The sequence below is a fragment of the Dermacoccus sp. UBA1591 genome, assembly GCF_002322065.1.
Lineage (GTDB): Bacteria > Actinomycetota > Actinomycetes > Actinomycetales > Dermatophilaceae > Dermacoccus > Dermacoccus nishinomiyaensis.
The window spans coordinates 1-16201 of record NZ_DCNR01000090.1 but is presented as its reverse complement, the minus strand read 5'-3'; the positions used below and the strand labels follow the sequence as shown (position 1 = coordinate 16201).

Here is a 16201-nt window from a genome sequence, read left to right as displayed (position 1 = left end):
CGCGCGTCGCCCCCGTCATCGTGGGACGCAGGCTGCACGACGAATGTGACCGAGAATCGCCGATGGGCAGGGGAATCGCACGGCAGCAGCCCGGGGATGCCGAACGCCCTGGCCGTCGAACCAAGATCCGGCGGTCAGGGCGTTCCGCGTATCAGGGGCCGAGCGTCAGACGGCGGCCTTCTCGACGGCGTCGAGAACGGCCTTGTTGAAGGCCGGGATGTCATCGGGGTTGCGGCTCGTGATGAGGTTCGCGTCGATGACGACCTCCTCGTCGATCCACTCGCCGCCGGCGTTGCGGATGTCCGTCTGGATGCTCGGGAACGACGCGACGCGCTTGCCGCGCACGACGTCGGCCTCGACGAGCATCCACGGCGCGTGGCAGATGGCCGCGACGGTCTTGCCGCCCGTCACGAACTGACGGACGAAGTCGACGGCCTGCGGCTCGGCGCGCAGGTTGTCGGGGTTGGCGACGCCGCCGGGCAGGACGAGTGCGGCGTAGTCGTTGATGTCGGCGTCCGACAGCTCGACGTCGACCTTCTGCGTGCCCGACTTGTCGAGGTGCTCGAACAGCTCCACCTCGCCCGACTCCGGGGAGATGAGGACGGGCGTGTGGCCTGCGTCGGCGACGGCCTTCCAGGGCTCGGTCAGCTCGACGCTCTCGATGCCTTCGGAACTGGTGAGAAATGCGATCTTTGCCATGCGTTCCAAACTAATTTGCTCATCTGCAGCACGCAACGCCCGACGGGGTGGGCGCCGCTCCGGGCCGCTCGCCCCTGCCGCGCATTCCTGCGAATCCTGTTCACATCTGCGATTTCGGTCGCCATGATGCAGCTTGCTCCCTCCGCCGTCATCCCCGGCGCGCGGTGTGTCGGTGCGTCACACTGACCCCATGGATGACCAGAGTCCCGAGGCCGCCTACCGCCTCCTGCACGAACGCGTCACCGGCGTGCCGCCGCAGCCGGGGGAGGCGTCGATCAGTGCCGCGCAGTACGACGCGGCCCGCAGCGCGTACCTCGACGAGCGGGGGATCCTCGCGAAGGTCGGTGTCGCGGTGTGGCCGCCGACGTCGCAGACGATCCGTTCGCGCCTCGGCGGCGGATCGTGGGCGCGCGCCGTCGAAGCGCTGGGGTTGACGGCGAACACGGGACGCTCGCGCGGCGGCGGGTCCTTCTCCGACGACGACTACCGCGTCGCCGTCGCACGTTTCCTCGAGGCGGCGGCCGACGACGCCTGCGCTGACGTGACGTCGAGTTCTTTCGCGGCCTACTCGACGTGGACGAAGGGCGAGAAGGCGGCCGGTCGCAGGCGCCCGAGTGGTGCCGCGATCCGACAACACTTCGGCTCGTGGGAGGTGGCCAAGAAGAGCGCGGAGATCCCCGGTGGTGAGCGGAACTGACCTGCCGGATCCTTCTCCCGCGCTGCTGATGCTCGGGGTGGCTCCTTCGCCGGTGGCGCACGGTGGGCGAAGTGCGGCTGCTGCGATCCACCATTCGATGTGACCTGGGTCATAGGGTGGGCGGTATCGAACAGCCACGCGCGTCGGGCCACCCTTGCCGGGCGCACCCGAGCAGGGGAGCAACATGACCACCGTCGCGTTCATCGGCCTCGGCAACATGGGCCTGCCCATGACGAAGAACCTCATCGAGGCCGGATTCACCGTCCGCGGTTACGACGTCGTCGAGGCCGCCCGCGCGGCGGCAGCCGACGCGGGCGTCGAGGTCGTCGGCAGCGCTCTCGAAGCGATGGACGGCGCCGACGCCGTCATCACGATGCTGCCCAAGGGCGAGCACGTGCGCGCCGTCTACTTCGGAGCTGCTCAGGCGGCCGACGGCTCCCAACCCTCGAACGACGACGGCATCCTCGCCCATGCGACGCCCGAGCAGATGCTCATCGACTCCTCGACCGTCGACATCGCGACCTGCCAGGCCGTGCACGACGCGGCCGCCGCGAAGGGCCTGCACTTCGTCGACGCGCCCGTCAGCGGCGGAATCTCCGGCGCCGAGGCCGGCTCGCTCACGTTCATGGTCGGCGGTGCGGACGCCGACGTCGAACGTGCGCGCCGGCTCATCGAGCCCATGTGCGGCAACTTCTTCGCCACGGGCGACCCGACGACGGGTGAGGCCGCGAAGATCGTCAACAACATGATGCTGTTCGTCGCCGTGCAGGGCCTCTCGGAAGCGGCCACGCTCGCGAAGAAGCTCGGCCTCGACGCGAAGACGTTCCACCAGATCGCGAGCGTCTCCTCCGGCAACTCGTGGGCGCTGCAGACGTGGTATCCCGTGCCCGGCGTCGTCGAGACGGCCGCGGTCAACAACGAGTTCTCCGCGTCGTTCCGCGCGGATCTGGCGCTCAAGGACATCGGTCTCGCCCTCGCTGCCGCGGCCGATCACGGCCTGCACCTGCCCGCGACGGGCCTGTCCGCGCAACGCCTCGCCGAAGCCGTCGACGGTGGGGGCGGCGAGCTCGACTGCACCGTCGTCATCGCCGCCGTCGACCCTGACGCCGAAGGCCTGCCCGAGGGCTACGTCCACGGCGGCGCACGCCGCGACGCCTGACCGAGCGCCCGCGCGAGTCGCGTGGCCACGGACGACCAGCCCCGGCCCGACGCGGCACCATCGCTGGCCCCACGCGTCACCACCACCGAGCCCCACGCGGCGCTCGCACCACTGACCACCCAGAACCCCGCAGACAGCCACGAGCGCATCGCGGGACCCACGAGACGAAGGTGTGAACCATGAGTGACATCAAGCAGATCGGCCACTGGATCAACGGCGGCGAGGTCGCCGGAACCGGCCGAGAACAGGACGTGTTCAACCCCGCGACGGGTGAGGTGAGCGCTCGCGTCGCGCTCGCGAGCGTCAGCGACCTCGAGCAGGCCGTCGACGCCGCACGTGCCGCCCTGCCGGCCTGGCGCGCGACCGGGCTGACGAAGCGCGCCGCCGTCATGTTCAAGCTGCGCGAGATCGTCACGGCGAAGAGCGACGAACTTGCGCGCATCATCACGGCCGAGCACGGCAAGGTCGTCTCGGACGCCGCGGGCGAGGTCGTGCGCGGCCTCGAGAACGTCGAGTACTGCGCGGGCCTCATGCACCACCTCAAGGGCGAGTTCTCCGAGCAGGTCTCCTCGGGCGTCGACGTCCACTCGGTGCGCCAGCCCGTCGGCATCGTCGCGTGCATCACGCCGTTCAACTTCCCGGCCATGGTGCCGCTGTGGATGGTGACGACGGCGATCGCGTGCGGCAACACCGTCATCCTCAAGCCGAGCGAGCGCGACCCCTCCGCCGCGCTGTGGATCGCGCAGGCGTTCAAGGACGCCGGCCTGCCCGACGGTGTGCTCAACGTCGTCAACGGCGACAAGGAGGCCGTCGACGGCATCCTCGACCACGACGACATCAAGGCCGTCTCCTTCGTCGGATCAACGCCGATCGCGCAGTACATCTACGAGCGCGCGTCGAAGAACGGCAAGCGCGTGCAGGCCCTCGGCGGCGCGAAGAACCACATGGTCGTCATGCCGGACGCCGACCTCGACGCCGCCGCCGACGCGGCCGTCAGCGCCGCGTACGGCTCGGCGGGCGAGCGCTGCATGGCCGTGTCGGTGCTCGTCGCCGTCGGGGAGGTCGCCGACCCGCTCGTCGACAAGATCGCCGAGCGCATGGGCAAGCTCGTCATCGGCGACGGCTTCGACGAGCGCTCCGAGATGGGTCCGCTCATCACGCGCGAGGCGCGCGACCGCGTCGCCTCGTACGTCGCCGGCGCAGCCGACGAGGGTGCGCGCGTCGTCGTGGATGGCCGCGAGAAGCACTTCGACGAGAGCGGCTTCTTCATCGGCACGAGCCTCGTCGACGACGTCAAGCCCGGCATGAAGGTCTACGACGAGGAGATCTTCGGCCCGGTGCTGTCGGTCGTGCGCGTCGAGACGTTCGAGGACGCCGTCAAACTCATCAACGCGAACCAGTTCGCCAACGGCGTCGCGATCTTCACGCGTGACGGCAAGAGCGCCCGCGAGTTCGAGTTCGCCATCGAGGTCGGCATGGTCGGCGTCAACGTGCCGATCCCGGTGCCCGTCGGCTCGTTCAGCTTCGGCGGCTGGAAGAAGTCGCTGTTCGGCGACACCCACATGTACGGCGCGGAGGCGTTCAACTTCTACACGCGCCGCAAGGTCGTCACGACGCGCTGGCCCGACCCGACGCAGAGCCAGGTCGACCTCGGGTTCCCGACGAACTGACGATCGATGCCACGAGGCCGGGTGCAGCTCGCGTTTCACGTGAAACATGCGAGACGCACCCGGCTTTCTCGAGCGCCGCACCGACGCGCCACTCTTCTGTGTGCAAGCCCCGTCTTACGTGCGGGTCGTGACCAGAGCGTCATGACTGGCCGCCCTTGAACGCGTTGCAGATGTACTGCGCCGATCCTCCATGGGGGGAGAGCTGCGTAACGCTGCCTGCCGCCACGCCGATGTACCACACGGTACGAAGCACGCCCGCGCGGTCGAGGAGGTGTCATGGATCAGCTGCTCCACCTCGCCCGTGCGCGCCGGGCGCTCGCCGCCGCCGGGTGCATCGGCGCCCTCGTCTTCACCGCCGCACCGACGGCCGAAGGGGGCCGCACCCTTCAGGCGGCCGGCGCCAACCCGACGGCACGCACCGGGGTGCTCATCGAACCCTCCGACGATGGGGACGAAGCGCATTTCTGCACCGCCTCGGTCGTCCACAGTGAGAGCAAGGACGTCATCATGACGGCCGCGCACTGCCTCGGCGGCAAGTCCGACGACCTCGTGTTCGTCCCGCAGTACTCGGGTGGGGCTCGCCCGTTGGGCACGTGGAAGGTGAAGGCCGCGTTCCTCGACTCCGCATGGATGGAGAATCAGGATCCCGACGCCGACGTCGCGTTCTTGAGCATCGAGACGCACGGCAGCGGCAAGAACGTCCAGCACATCGAGGACGCCACGGGCGCCTACGAGCTGGAGGTCGGGCGCTCCCGCGCGGCCGGCAAGCCAGTCTCCGTCCAGTCGTACAACAACGACTCCGACATGCCGACCGTCTGCCACACCACCGTTCTCGACGACGACAACGACCCCGTATTCCACTGCGACGGCTACTCGACGGGCAGCAGCGGCTCGCCGTGGGTCACGACCGTGACGAGCAAGGGCCACAGCGAGCAACAGGTCATCGGCCTCATCGGCGGTCATCATCAGGGCGGCTGCTACACGCACACGTCCTACAGCCCGGCGTTCGACTCGCGCGATCTCGTGCTGCTCGCCCGCGCCGACGCCGGTGGTGCCGGCGACACGGCCCCCACGCCCGGCGACGACGGCTGCTGACACGCCGCGTCTCACCACGGCCTGCTCGCCTGGCAACCCGCTGATCGCGCATCTTCCGAGACGCGCGAACTGACGACCGTCACCCGATGACGATGCCCTGCGCCGCTGCGACGGCGAGCGCCGCGTCGACGTCCATGCGGGTCTGCGCGAAGCGTGCCTGGGCGAGATCGATGCCGTCGACGCGGGCGCCGCGCAGGTCTGCGTCCCGTAGGTCGGCTCCGCGCAGGGTGGCGCCGCTGAGGTCGGCGTCGGCGAAGACCGTTCTGCGCAGGGACGATTCGCTGAGGTCGGCGTCGCTGAGGCGGGCGCCGGTGAAGTCGAGGCCGTCGAGTTTCTGCTGACGCATCGTCACCATCGCCCACTGCCCGCCGACGATCGTCGTGTGGCGCCACCCGCAGTCGGCGAACGTCGAACCGGTCATCTTGCAGCCGTCGAGCGTCGTCATCGCGAACGAGCAGCCGCTCAGTGTGGCGCCGGTGAACGCGACCCGCTCGAGCGTGGTGTCGTTGAAGCGGCAGTCGAACAGGGCGCATCCTTCGAACGTCACGTCGACGAGGTTCTTCTCCGTGAAGTCGCACGCCGTGAACCGACAGTCGACGAAGCGGGCCCCGTCGAGGTCGCGCTCGTAGAAGTCGACCTCGACGAACCGTTCGCCGCGCGTCGTGTCACTCATGCGTCCATGCTCGCATCGCGCGCCGCGCGTCCGTCGCAAGGATGACGCGGGCTCCGTCGCGCGGATGAATCCTCGGTGTCGGGAGGATGAGATGACACGCCGATGCGGCCTGACGCGGCGTGAGCCTCCTAGGGTTGAGACCATGATCACAGTAGAGGGGTTGACCAAGGTCTACGGGAACACCGTGTCGGTCGACAACGTCAGCTTTCAGGCCAAGCCGGGTCGTGTGACCGGCTTCCTCGGCCCGAATGGCGCTGGCAAGTCGACGTGCATGCGGATGATGACGGGGCTGACACCGCCGACGCGGGGTCACGCCACCATCCTCGGCAAGGACTACAGCAAGCTCGATAACCCGGGCCGCCACGTCGGCGTCCTGCTCGACGCGAGCGCCCAGCACGCGGGCCGCACCGGCCGAGAGGTGCTCACGCTCGGCGCCAAGACGATGGGGCTCGGCACCGACCGTGTCGACGAGATCCTCGACGTCGTCGGCCTCACGCCGCCCGAGGCGAAGCGTCGTGTCGGCGACTACTCGCTCGGCATGCGTCAGCGCCTCGGCATCGGGCACGCCCTGCTCGGTGACCCCGAGGTGCTCATCCTCGACGAGCCGGCCAACGGCCTCGACCCGGCGGGTATCCGCTGGATGCGTGGCCTCCTGCGCTCCTATGCCGAGCGTGGCGGCACCGTGCTGCTGTCGAGCCACCTGCTGCACGAGGTGGAGCAGATCGCCGACGACCTCGTCATGATCGGCCGCGGCCGCATCGTGCGTCAGGGCACGAAGCAGGAGCTGCTGCGCGGTGCGGGCACGAACGCCGCGAGCACCGACGACGCTGCCCTCGCCTCCGCGCTGGAGGCCGCTGGCATCCAGGTCCAGCGCACGCAGACCGGCATCCACACGACGGTCGAGCCCATCGAGGTCGGGCGCGTCGCAGCCCAGCACGGCATCGTCCTCGTTCAGCTCGGTCAGGCCGGTGGCTCCGGCCTCGAAGAGATGTTCCTCAACCTGACCGCCGCCGACTCCCGAGAGGTTGCGCGATGAGTACCCCCATGAACCCCAACCAGCCGCAGGGCGGAGCGCACTACCCGCCGCAGCAGCAGCCCGCCATGGCGGGCGGTCCGCACATGCAGGCACAGGGCGGGCAGCGCGCGCCGCAGCAGGGCAGTGCAGCTCCGGCGCACTCACGTCTTCCGAGGCGCCTCGGTGACGAAGGTCGCACCTCCCCGGTCTCCTTCGGGCGCCTCTTCGGCGTCGAGATGCGCAAGATGGTCGACACCCGCGCGGGCAAGTGGCTGCTCATCGCCATGGGCGTCCTCATCATCATCGCGTCCATCGCGGTGATGTTCGGTGGACGCGAGTCGGCGCCGCGGTTCGGCAACTTCGTCGCCGCTGCCGGTATCCCGATGGGTTTCCTCCTGCCCATCCTCGGCATCCTCACCGTCACGAGTGAGTGGTCGCAGCGGACGGCGCTCGTCACGTTCACGCTGGAACCGCGCCGCTCACGCGTCGTCCTCGCCAAGTGGGCCGTGGGCCTGCTGTTCGGCGCCCTCTCCATCATCTTTGCGTTCGCGATCGGTGCAGCGACGACGCTCATCGCCCAGGCGGCGTTCGGTCACGACGCCAACTGGACGATGTCGTGGGGCGCCGTGGGCGGCAACGTGCTGGCACAGCTCATCGCGGTCTCGATCGGTATCGCATTCGGCCTGGCTTTCCAGAACACCCCCGCCGCGATCTGTTCGTACCTGTTCATCCCGATCCTCGTGAGCATCGTGACGTCGTTCGGCGAGACGATGCGCAAGGTCGGTGAGTGGATCGACCTCAACCTCACGACGCAGCCGCTCTACGACGGCACGATGTCGAACGAAGGGTGGGCGAAGTTCGCCGTCGCGCACGTGCTGTGGCTCGTGGTTCCGATGGTCATCGGATTCATCCGCCTCAACAAGAGAGAGGTGAAGTCGTCCTGACCCAGGTCGACTGACGGTCCGGCGGGCCTCGGTCGCCGACGGCGAGCAAAACACCCTCGGTGGGAGCGTCACGGCGCTCCCACCGAGGGTGTTTCGCTCGCCGTCGCCCGAGCCGTTCATGTCCCGTTCGCGCCGGCGACTCGCCGTCGTCAGCTCGAAGGCGTGGGATGCAGGGGTTGCCCGCACCCTGACTTGGAGGATTCACGTGAAACATCGCACCCCGGCCGCCCTTGCTGCTCTCGCCTGCCTCGCAGGCATGGCTCCCACTCAGGCGGTTGCGGTCTCTAACGGCGCGAAGCACCATGCGAGCTACACCTTCGCCGTCATCGGTGACGTCCCCTACGGCCAGGCGCAGATCGAGGCGTTCCCGAAGTGGGTCGACGAGATCAACGCCGACCCCGACGTGCGACTCGTTCAGCACGTCGGCGACATCAAGAACGGCTCGACGCGCTGCGACGACAGCTACTTCGCCTCGATCAAGAAGCAGTTCGACCGTTTCCGCGACCCGCTCGTCTACACCCCCGGCGACAACGAATGGACCGACTGCCACCGCCCGAACAACGGCGCGTACAACCCGTTGGAGCGCCTCTCTGCCGTCCGTTCCACGTTTTTCGTGAAGAACAACACGACGAACGGGCGCCCCCAGCACATCGACGGCGTCAACCGCGCCTTCCCGGAGATCGTGACGTGGCGCAAGGCGAAGGTGAGCTTCGCCGCGCTGCACGTCGTCGGGTCGAACGACGACCTCGCGCCGTGGACCGGTATCGGCGAGAAGGCGGCGACGCCCGCGCAGGTTGCGGAGCAGAAGGCGCGGATGAACACCAACCTGGCGGCGCTGCGCTCGACGTTCGCCGACGCGAAGAAGCACAAGTCCCGCGCCGTCGCGGTCTCTCTCCAGGCGGACATGTTCGACCCGACGTACGACGTGCCGCACGAGAACAACACGGCGTTCACGCCGCTCGTCGCCGAACTCGTCAAGCAGTCGAACGCGTTCCATGGCCCCGTCTACCTCATCAACGGCGACTCGCACGTCTACACCAGCGACCGGCCGCTGGCGAGCGGATCGCGGTGGCTCTCGTTCTACGGCCTCAAGGTCAGCGCGAACAACCTCACCCGCATCACGGTGGACGGTTCGGACAACAACAAGGACTGGCTCAAGGTGAGTGTGACCGATTCACCCGCAGTCCTCGAGTGGAGCCGCGTCCCCTACCGGACGCAGGCCGGCTGACCGACGGGAGCATTTCCGCCGACGGGAGCAGGACACGCTCGGTGGGAGCTTCGTAACCCTCCCACCGAGGGTGTTTCGCTCCCATGGCCTGGGGCGCTCCGTCGAGGGACGCGTCACCGGCTCGCGAGCCGCTTCCACTCGTCAGTGCTGACATTGCCACTCGTGACGATGACGGCGACCGAACCGCCCTGCGCTTCCCCGTCCCGCTCCTGACGAGCACGCAGCCCTGCGAGTGACGCAGCTGCGGCGCCCTCCGGGAGCAGGTGGGCGTGGGTGGCGAGCAGGTGCGCGGCGTCGTCGATGGCGTCGTCCGGCACGAGTTCGAACGCGGCGAGTCCGACATGCCTGCCGTGCCGCGCGAGCCGCGCAGGACGCTCTGCGGCGTGGCGAAGCCGCATCCCGTGGCCAACCCGCTGACGCGGGTGTTGGCCTCTCGGGAGACTTCCGCCTCACCGACCCACGACTCGTAGGCGGCAGGGGCGCCGACCGCCTGAACCCCGATGATCCGCACGTGCGGGGCGATGACATCGCGCACGAGGCAGGCGCCGGCGGCCCCGGAGCCGCTGCCGATCGGGATGACGACCTCCGCGATCTCCGGATGCGCCTGGAGCAGCTCGAGGTAGACCGTGGCGTGACCGTGGATCATCGCCGGTTCGTTGCCTGGGTCGACGAAGCGCATGCCGCGCTCGGCCGCGAGGGTTCGGGCATGGGCCGCGGCCTCGGGCAGTCGCTCACCTTCGAGGACGACCTCAGCCCCGAGGGCGCGCACGGCGTCGACCTTCACACTTGGCGCCGAGTGCGGGATGACGATGAGTGCCCGCGTCCGGCGACCCGTGCGGCGTAGGCGATCGACTGGGCGTGATTGCCGGTGGAACAGGTGAGGAGCCCGGCGCGGCGTTCGTCGGCACCGAGCGAGGCGGCGAGTGTCAGGCCCCCGCGCACCTTGAACGAGCCCGTCGGGTTCATGTTCTCGTGCTTGACGGCCGACACAGCACCTGGTCTGACGTTCGACATCGTCGAGGTCGAACCGCGGGAAGCCGCCGCGTTGCTGCGCTCGGGGCAGGTCGACGTCGCCATCACGTTCGCCTATTCCGGGCAGCACTTCGATGACGACGTCACCGTTGAGCACCTCGGGTGGGACGCGTTGCACCTCGTCGAGCCGTCTCGTTCGGTTGGCGGCACGATCGCGGAGGGGCGCGCCTCCGGCGAGAGGGAAGCGACGGGCCTGCGGCCGGAAGAACTGCGAAGGTTCTCCGACGACCGGTGGATCGCGGGCTGCGAGCGCTGCCGCACAGGGCTGCTCGACCTGTGCGCCTCCGTCGGAATCGGGCCCGACATCGGCTTCGCCAGTGACGACGTCGTCGCCGTACAAGCTCTCGTGGCAGCGGGTTTCGGGGTGACGTTGCTGTCTGCACTCGCGCTCGCGGGCCACCGCAACCCAGGCGTCGTCACGCCCCCCGATGTCGGTGCGGGCCGAGAACTGCACGTCGCGACGTACGGCGCACCGCCGCGCCCGGCCGCCGTCGAGGAGGTCGTGCAGACGCTGCTCGGCCTGTCGTGGAGCGCGTGACGAAAGGTTGAGCCGTGTCTCGACGGCGCGTCGATCGTGAGGGTCTGCAGTGATCGGTTGCGCGGCGCTCATTGCCCGAGAACGCGTCGTGTCTGACGCGTTTCCGGACGATGTTCGGAGGCGCTGGGCGTCAGGGCGGGCCATCCAGGCCGAAGACTCCGCCGAACGGATCGATGAGCTGGCAGATGCTGCGCCCGCCGCCGATCGTGAGCGGCCCCCGATGATGCTCGGCTCCCGCATCGAGAAGCGCCTCGCGATGGGTGCGGAGATCGCCCGTCGCGAAGTAGGCAACGACGCTGGTACCGAACGGGTTGCGCTCGACGTCGGCGGGGTGGAAGCCGATCTCGACACCATCGACCTCGACGAACCAGAACCCCGAATCAACCTGCACGGCAGTCGATTCCACGCGTAAGACGCGCTCGGCGTACCACCGGCATGACGTCTCTGGGTCTCGCGCAAAGATCATGACGCCGCGAAGTGGGTGGGTGTGCTCGTGGGTCGTCATGGCCCCAGGTTGCCACGGTCGGACGGTGAAGATGGTCGCGACTCGACCACGCCGTCGCGAACGAATGTGACCGTGAATCGCAGATGTGCACACAGCCGTCGGCTTGAGAACTCGGGGCGCGCCGCGAGGGGGGGCGGGTCGTTCACGCGATGTTCATGCGGCCCGCTGTTGGACATGGCGACCAGAGACGCTAATATGGAGTCATTCCAGTTAAGGAATGCTTGCGGCGGCGCCACGCTCGCCGCCGATCCCCAAACGCGAAGGAGCATGACGTGTCGCTCATCAACACGACCATCAAGCCGTTCAAGGCCACCGCTTTCAAGCAGGGCGAATTCGTCGAGGTCTCCGAGGCCGACGTCGCCGACAAGTGGAGCATCTTCTTCTTCTACCCGGCCGACTTCACGTTCGTCTGCCCGACCGAGCTCGGCGACCTCGCCGACTACTACGACGAGCTGCAGAAGCTCGGCGTCGAGGTCTTCTCCGTCTCCACCGACACCCACTTCACGCACAAGGCGTGGCACGGCTCGTCCGAGACGATCGGCAAGATCAACTACGCGATGATCGGCGACCCGACGCTGCAGATCTCGCGCAACTTCGAGATCCTGCGTGAGGACGAGGGCCTCGCCAACCGCGGCACCTTCCTCGTCGACCCCGACGGTGTCATCCAGTTCACCGAGGTCACCTCCGAGGGCATCGGCCGCAACGCCGCCGAACTCGTCCGCAAGGTCAAGGCCGCCCAGTACATCCGCAACCACCCGGGCGAGGTCTGCCCCGCCAAGTGGGAAGAGGGCGCCGACACGCTCGCCCCGAGCCTGGACCTCGTCGGCAAGATCTGAGTTCAGCCCTTTGCAGGATCAAATTGAACTCAGTTGGGCCCTCTTGACCTGGCTCCTCAACGCTCACACTGGAGGCTTCGCAAGGTCAGCCTCCAGGCTCGCTTGATCGTCGCCAGGTCGTAGCCGGTCGCCGCCTCGCCGTGATCACCGAACGAGTTCGCACGCTCACTCGTTCGCCTCCGACGGCGGGGCGGCGCCCGGCCTGGCGTGATCGCCTGAGAGCTGGCCCCGCGTGGAGACTTTTCCGCTCTCGACTGTGGGGCTCATGCTGCTGGCAGCGCCCGCCCGCCTGAGGACTGAAACTCGGCATGGCGGAGTTTCAGTCCGCAACGCCCCGGTTGAGGTCCGAAACCCTGCAATGCAGAGTTTCGGACCTCAGGCCGCGGGTGGAGGGTGACGAGAACGCCCCCAAGGCTCTCGTCCCTCTCCACTCGTGACCTGCCCCGCCCCGGTCGCCCGCCGTGGGCTCACAAGACCTTCTCGCCAGACCTTCTCTCCACAGATTCTTGACACACCGCCCCGTTCGGGCCAACCCGTACCTTTTTCGTCCCCTCGCCGACACCAGGAGGCACCCCATGGCCGTTCTCGACGCCAACATGACAGCCCAGCTGCAGCAGCTGCTCGGCAACCTTCGTGAACCGATCGTGCTGCGCGCCAGCCTCGACGACTCCGACAAGTCGAAGCAGACCGAAGAGCTCCTCAGGGAGATCGAGGCGCTGCACGACAAGGTGAGCTATGAGCGCAGCGACGACAACGAGCGTCGCCCGAGCTTCGAGATCGCTCGCGCCGGCACGGACGTCGGCGTCCACTTCGCGGGCCTGCCGATGGGGCATGAGTTCACGTCGCTCGTCCTCGCGTTGTTGCAGGTCGGCGGCCACCCCGTCAAGGTCAGTGACGAGCAGGCGCAGCAGATCCGTGACATCGAGGGCACGTTCTACTTCGAGACATACATGTCGCTGACGTGCCAGAACTGCCCCGACGTCGTGCAGGCACTCAACGCGATGAGCGTGCTCAACCCGAACATCCACCACATCGCGATCGAGGGCGGCGCGTTCCAGGACGAGATCGAGGCGCGCGACATCAAGGCCGTCCCGACCGTCTACCTCAACGGTGAGGTCTTCGGTCAGGGCCGCATGACCGTCGAAGACTTCATCAGCAAGCTCGACACCGGCGCCGACGCGAAGGCCGCGGCGAAGCTCAGCGAGAAGGAGCCGTTCGGCGTCCTCGTCATCGGTGGTGGCCCCGCGGGCGTCGCGGCCGCGATCTACACCGCACGCAAGGGCATCCGCACCGGCCTCGTCGCCGAGCGCATCGGCGGCCAGGTGCTCGACACGAACGCCATCGAGAACTTCATCTCGATGCCGTACACGGAGGGCCCCAAGCTCGCCGCCGCGCTCGAGGCGCACCTGCACGAGTACGAGATCGACGTGATGAAGGCGCAGAAGGTCGCGTCCATCACCGACGAGGACGGCCTCAAGAAGGTCGTCACCGAGACGGGCGCCGCACTGCGCGCCAAGCAGGTCATCCTCGCGACGGGTGCCCGCTGGCGTCGCATGGGCGTCCCGGGCGAGGAGGAGTACCGCAACAAGGGCGTCACCTTCTGCCCGCACTGCGACGGTCCGCTGTTCAAGGGCAAGAGCGTCGCCGTCATCGGTGGCGGCAACTCGGGCGTCGAGGCTGCGATCGACCTGGCGGGCGTCGTCGGGCACGTCACCGTCGTCGAGTTCCTCGACACGATGCGCGCCGATGACGTGCTGCAGCGCAAGCTCAAGTCGCTGCCCAACGTCGACATCATCCTGTCGGCCGCGACGAGTGAGGTCGTCGGCGACGGCAAGGGCGTCACCGGCCTGACGTACACCGACCGCGAGACCAACGAGAGCAAGAGCATCGACGTTGAGGGCGTGTTCGTCCAGATCGGCCTGCTGCCGAACACCGAGTTCCTCGACGGTGTCGTCGACCTCAACGAGCGCAAGGAGATCGTCATCTCCGACCGCGGTGCGACGTCCGACCCGGCCATCTTCGCCGCCGGCGACGTCACGACCGAGCCGTACAAGCAGATCGTCGTCGCCGAAGGCTCCGGCGCGACGGCCGCACTCGGCGCGTTCGACGCGAGCATCCGCGGCTGATCCGTCAGCGTGTTTCACGTGAAACGTCCCGGTCACCCTGAGGTGGCCGGGACGTTCTGCGTCGATGCTCCCTGACGCAGTTGCGCGGGTCGGATGCCCCATCTCGATTGCGTTGACGACGGGCACGAACCTGCGCGTCCAGGAAGTGAGGCAGCCAAGCCGGGGGCTTCCACAGGGTTCATCTGAGCCTGGGCATCCCAAACGCTGGCCGACATCATCAGGACACTGACGGCGAACGGTCGAGCCGCCGCCCGCGCGTCGATAACGAACAGGTCACGCCTGGTTGCTACCGTGTTGCGTCATCCAATCCACGCCGGGAAGCCCTGGAGGCGCCATGCTCGAGCAGCTGCAGCTCATCCTCAAGGCCCTTCCCTGGACAGGCCCGGCCGTGCTCGGCGGGTTCGTCCTCGCGCTGCTGACGACGTTGCTCTTCCCGACGCGCCGCTCACGCGCCGATCGGCTCGGGTTCGCGCTGCTGACGTGGTGTCTCGTCGTCGCGGCCGTCGTGACGTTGAGCCCGGTCAAGAACGACTACTTCGGGGTGCCGGCGGCGGGCTGCGACTGGTCGGTATGGCGGCCTCTCGCCCGTGAGTACTGGTTCAGCGCCGGCTCGCGGCCCCCGAACGTGTGGCTGTTCCTGCCTGCGGGCGTCGGCGTCATGCTGCTCGACGGCGTGTGGCGCAAGATCCTCGGCGTCATGGTGTTGTTCGCGCTGCCGCCGGGAATCGAGACGCTGCAGGATCTCTACCCCGAACTCAAGCGCAGTTGCTCGAGCCAGGACGTCGTCGACAACTGGACGGGTCTCGTGCTCGGCCTGACGCTCGGGCTCGTGCTGGCGATCCTCCTCGCGATCGCGCGTGCCATCTCGCGCGCCTCACGGCGTCGGCGTGAGCGCCGCGCGGGAGTGCTCGAGGGTGGCTCTGCGCAAGGTGCGCACCCGGCGGACGCTCGCACCGACGACGCATCGCGCGCCGACGATCGTCCCCTCCCGCTCGGTGGCCGCGCCGACAGTCGCCAGTACGACGACTTCCGTGACTTCGACGACACGCCCAGCTCGACGCGGTGGTACGAGCGCTCGGGTGAAGCCGCCGTCGACCACACCCCGCCCTACGGCACGTCACGCGACGAGGCCCGGACGCAGGCCTTCCGTCCCGTACGCGCCGACAACGGCGATGACGACGCCCGGACGCAGGCCATGCGCCCCGGACGTGCCGGTCGTGACGTCGGCACTGACGGCGGCGCGAGCGCGACGCGCCATGGGCGCGGCGGAGACGACGACACCGAGATCATTCGGCGCACATGACCCCGAACAAGGGGACGAACGAAGCCAGGCGACCGTCGCAGGTCCGCCCCACCGGCCCGGCCATGCCAGCTGACAGCGACCGCGGTTCGACCGCCTACCTCGCGCGCGTGCGTCAGGGATGGCGTCGGCTGACACCGCGCCAGGCGTTCGACGAGCAGCAGCGTGGGGCCGTCATCGTCGACACGCGGACGGCGGAGCATCGCGCCGAGAGCGCGAACATCCCGGGTGCGCTCGTCATCGACCGCACGGTGCTCGAGTGGCGTCTCGATCCGAGCAACGCGTGGCGCATCCCGGAGGCGAGCAGCTGGCAGACGCGGTACATCGTCATCTGCCGCCACGGTTTCTCCTCGAGCGTCGCGGCGCGGGCGCTGCAGGACGTCGGGCTCGTCAACGCGACCGACGTCATCGGCGGGTACGCAGCCTGGGTCGAGGCGCGTCTGCCGACGACGCACGCCCCCGCCGACGTCCGCTTCTGAGCCGTGCACACCTGCGATTCTGGGTCACATTCGTCCCCGGCGCCCCGCGTCCGTAGCCGCCTCCTTACGCTTCACGCATGAACTTGACGCGCGTGGCCGTGGTCGGCGCCGGACCCAACGGTCTCGCCGCGGCCGTGACGCTGGCGCGCGCCGGGCTCGCCGTCGACGTCTTCGAACGCAACGAATGGACGGGCGGTGGCGCGGC

The 16201-nt window shown here is 68.5% G+C and carries 18 protein-coding genes and 1 pseudogene; 14 read left to right on the top strand and 5 right to left on the bottom strand.

Annotation, left to right across the window (positions count from 1 at the left end; genetic code table 11):
- Positions 1 to 165: 165 nt before the first annotated feature.
- A complete protein-coding gene (locus tag B2284_RS09670; RefSeq protein ID WP_170957167.1) occupies positions 166 to 699 on the bottom strand; it encodes a type 1 glutamine amidotransferase domain-containing protein in 534 nt (177 codons plus the stop codon).
- Positions 700 to 889: 190 nt separating this feature from the next.
- Between B2284_RS09670 and B2284_RS09665 the strand changes: the two genes are divergently transcribed.
- From B2284_RS09665 to B2284_RS09650, 4 genes are all read left to right on the top strand, one after another.
- Positions 890 to 1396 (top strand): hypothetical protein, encoded by a 507-nt coding sequence (locus tag B2284_RS09665; protein ID WP_136788209.1) that lies wholly within the window; start codon positions 890 to 892, stop codon positions 1394 to 1396.
- Positions 1397 to 1580: 184 nt separating this feature from the next.
- Positions 1581 to 2555 (top strand): NAD(P)-dependent oxidoreductase, encoded by a 975-nt coding sequence (locus B2284_RS09660; protein WP_136788208.1) that lies wholly within the window; start codon positions 1581 to 1583, stop codon positions 2553 to 2555.
- 179 nt (positions 2556 to 2734) lie between these two features.
- Positions 2735 to 4225 (top strand): CoA-acylating methylmalonate-semialdehyde dehydrogenase, encoded by a 1491-nt coding sequence (locus tag B2284_RS09655; protein ID WP_239304542.1) that lies wholly within the window; start codon positions 2735 to 2737, stop codon positions 4223 to 4225.
- A 276-nt stretch (positions 4226 to 4501) separates the two neighbouring features.
- Positions 4502 to 5320, top strand: a complete 819-nt coding sequence (locus tag B2284_RS09650; RefSeq protein WP_136788207.1) for a trypsin-like serine peptidase — start codon at positions 4502 to 4504, stop codon at positions 5318 to 5320.
- A 79-nt stretch (positions 5321 to 5399) separates the two neighbouring features.
- Here the strand turns inward: B2284_RS09650 and B2284_RS09645 are convergent, their stop codons facing one another.
- Positions 5400 to 5993: a pentapeptide repeat-containing protein gene (locus B2284_RS09645; protein ID WP_074040100.1), complete on the bottom strand. Its 594-nt coding sequence runs from the start codon at positions 5991 to 5993 to the stop codon at positions 5400 to 5402.
- Positions 5994 to 6135: 142 nt separating this feature from the next.
- Between B2284_RS09645 and B2284_RS09640 the strand changes: the two genes are divergently transcribed.
- The 3 genes from B2284_RS09640 to B2284_RS09630 all read left to right on the top strand — a co-directional run bounded on the left by B2284_RS09640 (position 6136) and on the right by B2284_RS09630 (position 9180).
- The gene (locus tag B2284_RS09640; protein ID WP_144693753.1) at positions 6136 to 7029 is read left to right on the top strand and encodes an ABC transporter ATP-binding protein; all 894 of its coding nucleotides are present in this window, start codon (positions 6136 to 6138) and stop codon (positions 7027 to 7029) included.
- The gene (locus B2284_RS09635; protein WP_136788205.1) at positions 7026 to 7952 is read left to right on the top strand and encodes an ABC transporter permease; all 927 of its coding nucleotides are present in this window, start codon (positions 7026 to 7028) and stop codon (positions 7950 to 7952) included. Before B2284_RS09640 ends, B2284_RS09635 begins: the two co-directional genes overlap by 4 nt.
- 205 nt (positions 7953 to 8157) lie before the next feature.
- Positions 8158 to 9180 (top strand): metallophosphoesterase, encoded by a 1023-nt coding sequence (locus tag B2284_RS09630; protein WP_074040103.1) that lies wholly within the window; start codon positions 8158 to 8160, stop codon positions 9178 to 9180.
- 113 nt (positions 9181 to 9293) lie between these two features.
- Here B2284_RS09630 and B2284_RS09625 read toward each other — a convergent pair whose 3' ends face one another.
- From B2284_RS09625 to B2284_RS14495, 3 genes and pseudogenes are all read right to left on the bottom strand, one after another.
- Complete coding sequence (locus B2284_RS09625) at positions 9294 to 9578, bottom strand: pyridoxal-phosphate dependent enzyme (RefSeq protein ID WP_074040104.1); 285 nt, start codon at positions 9576 to 9578, stop codon at positions 9294 to 9296.
- Positions 9579 to 9625: 47 nt separating this feature from the next.
- Positions 9626 to 9949, bottom strand: a pseudogene (locus B2284_RS14500) (pyridoxal-phosphate dependent enzyme); the annotation flags it as partial.
- Positions 9950 to 9960: 11 nt separating this feature from the next.
- Positions 9961 to 10146, bottom strand: a complete 186-nt coding sequence (locus tag B2284_RS14495; protein WP_170957165.1) for a pyridoxal-phosphate dependent enzyme — start codon at positions 10144 to 10146, stop codon at positions 9961 to 9963.
- A gap of 10 nt (positions 10147 to 10156) precedes the next feature.
- Here B2284_RS14495 and B2284_RS09615 point away from each other — a divergent pair, with 10 nt between their 5' ends.
- The 7 genes from B2284_RS09615 to B2284_RS09585 all read left to right on the top strand — a co-directional run.
- Positions 10157 to 10750, top strand: a complete 594-nt coding sequence (locus B2284_RS09615) for a LysR substrate-binding domain-containing protein (protein WP_170957164.1) — start codon at positions 10157 to 10159, stop codon at positions 10748 to 10750.
- Positions 10751 to 10799: 49 nt separating this feature from the next.
- Positions 10800 to 11162 (top strand): hypothetical protein, encoded by a 363-nt coding sequence (locus tag B2284_RS09610; RefSeq protein ID WP_170957163.1) that lies wholly within the window; start codon positions 10800 to 10802, stop codon positions 11160 to 11162.
- A gap of 365 nt (positions 11163 to 11527) precedes the next feature.
- Positions 11528 to 12091, top strand: a complete 564-nt coding sequence (gene ahpC / locus B2284_RS09605) for an alkyl hydroperoxide reductase subunit C (protein ID WP_074040110.1) — start codon at positions 11528 to 11530, stop codon at positions 12089 to 12091.
- Positions 12092 to 12666: 575 nt separating this feature from the next.
- On the top strand, positions 12667 to 14217 hold the full coding sequence (gene ahpF / locus B2284_RS09600; RefSeq protein WP_074046316.1) for an alkyl hydroperoxide reductase subunit F: 1551 nt from the start codon (positions 12667 to 12669) through the stop codon (positions 14215 to 14217).
- Between the two features lie 334 nt (positions 14218 to 14551).
- Positions 14552 to 15520: a hypothetical protein gene (locus B2284_RS09595; RefSeq protein WP_136788204.1), complete on the top strand. Its 969-nt coding sequence runs from the start codon at positions 14552 to 14554 to the stop codon at positions 15518 to 15520.
- A 62-nt stretch (positions 15521 to 15582) separates the two neighbouring features.
- Positions 15583 to 15996 carry a rhodanese-like domain-containing protein gene (locus B2284_RS09590; protein ID WP_136788203.1) on the top strand — a complete coding sequence of 138 codons (414 nt, stop codon included), beginning with the start codon at positions 15583 to 15585 and terminating at the stop codon, positions 15994 to 15996.
- 77 nt (positions 15997 to 16073) lie between these two features.
- Positions 16074 to 16201 (top strand): FAD-dependent oxidoreductase (locus B2284_RS09585; RefSeq protein WP_286697442.1); only part of this gene is annotated, 128 nt, incomplete at its 3' end.